Raw genomic sequence first — 3,897 nt, forward strand, 5'->3', positions numbered from 1 at the left:
CCACCCCCGAGACCTCCTTCGCCCCACGCCACGGTGTGGATGCCCTCTTGGCCTGAACCGGAAACCGGCCAATCCCCTTCCGGTGACGCATTCGACGCGGCCGAACACGCAGCGAACGCGCCGGTGCACACCCTGTGACGAACCCTGTCCGGAAGTGACCGGTACGGCGTGATCCGGCCGACCGAAGGCGTCCGGTTCGGCGCCGGGTACGGCGTCCGGCGCGCCGGCAGGGAAGCTCGGTGGCCCGGCTCAGCGGCCCAGCTGCCGCAGCACCGCGCGCGGGCGGTTGGTGATGATGGCGTCCACGCCGAGCCCGGCGCACAGATCCACGTCCCCGGGCTCGTTCACCGTCCACACGTGGACCTGGTGGCCGGCCTCCTTCCACCGCTCGACGTAGGCGGGGTGGTTGCGCACGATCCGGACCGAGGGACCCGCCACGTGCACCCCCGCGGGCAGCCGCCCGTCGCGCAGCCGGGGTGAGACGAACTGCATCAGGTAGACCGTCGGCAGCGCGGGCGCTGCGGCCCGTACGCGGTGCAGCGAGCGCGCCGAGAAGCTCATGACGCGGACCGGGGACTCGGCGGCGGAGCCCGGCGCGTGCAGGCCGAACCGTTCCAGCAGCGCGAGCAGCCGCTCCTCGACCTGCCCCGCCCAGCGCGTGGGGTGCTTGGTCTCGATGGCCAGCTCCACCCGCCGCCCGGCGTCCGCGACCAGCTCCAGCAGCCGCTCCAGGGTGAGGACGGAGGTCTCCTCGCGGTCCTCCGGCCGGTGCTCCCAGTCGGGTTCCTCGTCCCGTCCGCGCCAGGCGTCGCGCGTCTTCCAGGAGCCGAAGTCGAGGGCGGCCAGGTCGGCGAGCTCCAGCGCGGAGACGGCGCCACGGCCGTTGGAGGTACGGTTCACCCGCCGGTCGTGGACGCAGACCAGGTGCCCGTCCGCGGTCAGCCGTACGTCGCACTCCAGGGCGTCCGCGCCGTCCTCGATCGCCTTGCGGTAGGCGGCGAGGGTGTGCTCGGGGGCGTCTTCGGAGGCACCGCGGTGGGCGACTACCTGGATGGTGTGCTGTCGTGCGTGGGTCACCGCGTCATGGTGCCACCGTCGCCGGGTAGACGGGGCGGCACCGGCGCATCCGTGCGAAGAACGGGAGCGCACGGGAGCGCGGGCCGTACCGCCGCCGGGACGGGCACCGGCCGCTCGTTTGTGAAACCTTTGCGCGGAAGATCCTATATAAACCTATATAAAGAGGACCGGCGGACCCACAGCCACCGCTTATGGTGCTCTGACGGCCCGTGGGAAAAGCTGAATGCAGAGCACTGCAGCAGCATGACCGACGACAACAGGCGTGGACCGAGGAGAAGACCTGTGAGCACCGAGAACGAGGGCAACGCGGTACCCCCGGCGCCGTCCGCACCTCCCGTGCCGATGGCCTCTCCCGCAGCACCACCGCAGGGCCACGCGCCCGAGGGGAACGCACCGACGGCACCCCTGCCCCCCGTGCCCCAGGACACCCCCACGGCCGCCCACGGCGCCTGGCCCCCGCCGCCGGCCACCCCGGCCTACGGCGACGGCGGGGCCGGCGGCCCGGGCACCGGCTGGGGCGCCTCCTACCAGCAGCCCGCCCCCAAGCCGCGCAGCGGACGCGGCGGCCTGGTGGCGGCGGTCCTGGTGGCCGCGCTCGTCGCGGGCGGCCTGGGCGGCGGCCTCGGCTACACCCTGGCCAAGGACCGCGACGACCGCGGCTCCACCACCGTCTCCGCCGACAGCAGCGCCGCCCAGGTCAAGCGCGCGCCGGGGACCATCGCGGGCGTGGCCGCCCGGGCGCTGCCCAGCACGGTCACCATCGAGGCGGAGAGCAACAACGGCGAGGGCGGCACGGGCACCGGCTTCGTCTTCGACACCCAGGGCCACATCGTCACCAACAACCACGTGGTGGCGGACGCGGTGGACGGCGGCAAGCTGACGGCCACCTTCCCGAACGGCAGGAAGTACGACGCCGAGATCGTCGGCCACGCGCAGGGCTACGACGTGGCGGTCATCAAGCTCAAGAACGCCCCCTCCGACCTCAAGCCGCTCGCCCTGGGCGATTCCGACAAGGTCGCCGTCGGCGACGAGACCATCGCCATCGGCGCCCCCTTCGGGCTGTCCAACACGGTGACCACCGGCATCATCAGTGCCAAGAACCGCCCGGTGGCCTCCAGCGACGGCAGCTCCTCCAGCAAGGCGTCGTACATGAGCGCGCTGCAGACCGACGCGTCGATCAACCCGGGCAACTCCGGCGGCCCGCTGCTGGACGCCTCCGGCGCGGTCATCGGCATCAACTCCGCCATCCAGTCCACCGGCAGCGGCGGCTTCGGCTCCGGCCAGTCGGGTTCGATCGGCCTGGGCTTCGCCATCCCGATCAACCAGGCCAAGTACGTCGCCCAGCAGCTGATCAAGACGGGGAAGCCGGTGTACGCGAAGATCGGCGCCTCCGTCTCCCTGGAGGACTCCGGCAACGGCGCCCAGATCACCGACCAGGGCACGGGCGGCTCGGCCGCGGTGGAGTCGGGCGGCCCGGCGGACAAGGCCGGCCTGAAGCCCGGTGACGTCATCACCAAGCTCGACGACCATGTGATCGACAGCGGGCCGACCCTGATCGGCGAGATCTGGACCCACGAGCCGGGCGACAAGGTCACGATCACCTACAAGCGGGGCGGCCAGGAGCACACGGTGCAACTGACGCTGGGCGCACGGCAGGGCGACAGCTGACCCGTCCCGTACGGCGACCAGGGCCCCGCGACCCGTTGCCGGGCCGGTAATCTGTACCCGCGCCGTCGATCTCCGGTGGCGCGGGGAGGTGTGCCCGAGCGGCCTAAGGGAACGGTCTTGAAAACCGTCGTGGCAGCGATGTCACCGTGGGTTCAAATCCCACCGCCTCCGCACAGGTCATGGATGTTGCAGTTCAGAGGGGGTGCCCCACCACCAGGGGCACCCCCTCTGCGCATACCTTGTCTCACCCTGATTCGCCGGTCGGGTGGTGCCTTGCGTACGGATGCGGCGACTGGGGGCGGCTTGCAGCCCCTGCGCGTGCGCACTCCCTTTCACTCTGCGTAATCGCCCGGGTGCGCCGCAGCGCTTCTGCCCCTACCGTCACGGGTATGGACCGAGCAGGGAGCGGACATGAGCGGAATCATGCGCATCAGGACGCGCAGGACGGTGCGTAAGCGGGCGCCGAGGATCGGATCCCGCAGCGTGACGGCATCGGCGGCGCCCGTTCCGACGGCATCCGGAGTCGAGTCGCCGCGGTCGGCGCCGAGGCTTGATCAGCCCCTCCCGCACGCCCCACCGCGCCGGTCCGTCAGCATGCGCATAGTCGAGACCAACCCCTGGTCGGTCACGGTGACGAGCTTCCTCTTCCTGGGGGCCCTGGGGATGTGCGCCCTTGGCTCCGTGCTCACCGCGTCGGTCATTCTCGACATCCTGGTCCCTGGCGCGTGGCCGACCCCGTCGGAGACGCTGTTCCTCGGTATCGTGATCGTCACCCTGGAGGTCTTCCTGGGCACCGGCCTGGCCTGCCTGTGCAGCCTCATGTACAACTACACCGCGCAGTTCAGCGGAGGTGTCGAGGTGGCCCTGACTGACGATCTCAGCGAGCCGACACCGGTGGCCCAGGCCCTGCACCTCATGAAGTGGCTGCATGTCCGCGCCTGGCAGCGTCTGTACACCCGTTTGCCGGTCGACTTCTCTCACACGAAGCGCCTCGGGCTTCAGCTTCCACCCGGGCGGCCTGAGCGGAAGGCGCAGCGCAGCGGCCCCGCCGAAACCGCAGCTGACACCAGCAGGTACGAACGGCAGCGATCGGCGTCGGACCCTGGTGGGCGATGAACCGAGGCGCAGTGCCCCCGGTCGCGGGGGCGCCCC

General features: G+C 71.3%; 3 protein-coding genes, 1 tRNA gene and 1 pseudogene. 3 read left to right on the forward strand and 2 right to left on the reverse strand.

Translation table 11 applies throughout. The features are described 5' to 3' along the window. Together IE312_RS42005 and IE312_RS27000 are read right to left on the reverse strand one after the other, a co-directional pair. Positions 1-112 (reverse strand): annotated as a pseudogene (locus IE312_RS42005) (ATP-binding protein); the annotation flags it as partial. Between the two features lie 137 nt (positions 113-249). Beyond that, the gene (locus IE312_RS27000) at positions 250-1,077 is read right to left on the reverse strand and encodes a glycerophosphodiester phosphodiesterase (protein ID WP_189984922.1); all 828 of its coding nucleotides are present in this window, start codon (positions 1,075-1,077) and stop codon (positions 250-252) included. Positions 1,078-1,359: 282 nt separating this feature from the next. Between IE312_RS27000 and IE312_RS27005 the strand changes: the two genes are divergently transcribed. From IE312_RS27005 to IE312_RS27015, 3 genes are all read left to right on the forward strand, one after another. After that, positions 1,360-2,745: a S1C family serine protease gene (locus tag IE312_RS27005; RefSeq protein ID WP_189984923.1), complete on the forward strand. Its 1,386-nt coding sequence runs from the start codon at positions 1,360-1,362 to the stop codon at positions 2,743-2,745. 84 nt (positions 2,746-2,829) lie between these two features. Continuing rightward, a tRNA-Ser gene (locus IE312_RS27010) sits at positions 2,830-2,916 on the forward strand. Between the two features lie 423 nt (positions 2,917-3,339). Beyond that, positions 3,340-3,861, forward strand: a complete 522-nt coding sequence (locus tag IE312_RS27015; protein ID WP_189984924.1) for a DUF3566 domain-containing protein — start codon at positions 3,340-3,342, stop codon at positions 3,859-3,861. Positions 3,862-3,897: the final 36 nt, after the last annotated feature.

Origin of the sequence: Streptomyces capoamus, assembly GCF_014654935.1 — a bacterium.
Taxonomy (GTDB): Bacteria; Actinomycetota; Actinomycetes; order Streptomycetales; family Streptomycetaceae; genus Streptomyces; species Streptomyces capoamus.

Excerpts from the sequence above, each read along its gene's own strand:
- IE312_RS27015 (WP_189984924.1), top strand. The coding sequence starts at position 3,340 with ATGCGCATAGTCGAGACCAACCCCTGGTCGGTCACGGTGACGAGCTTC.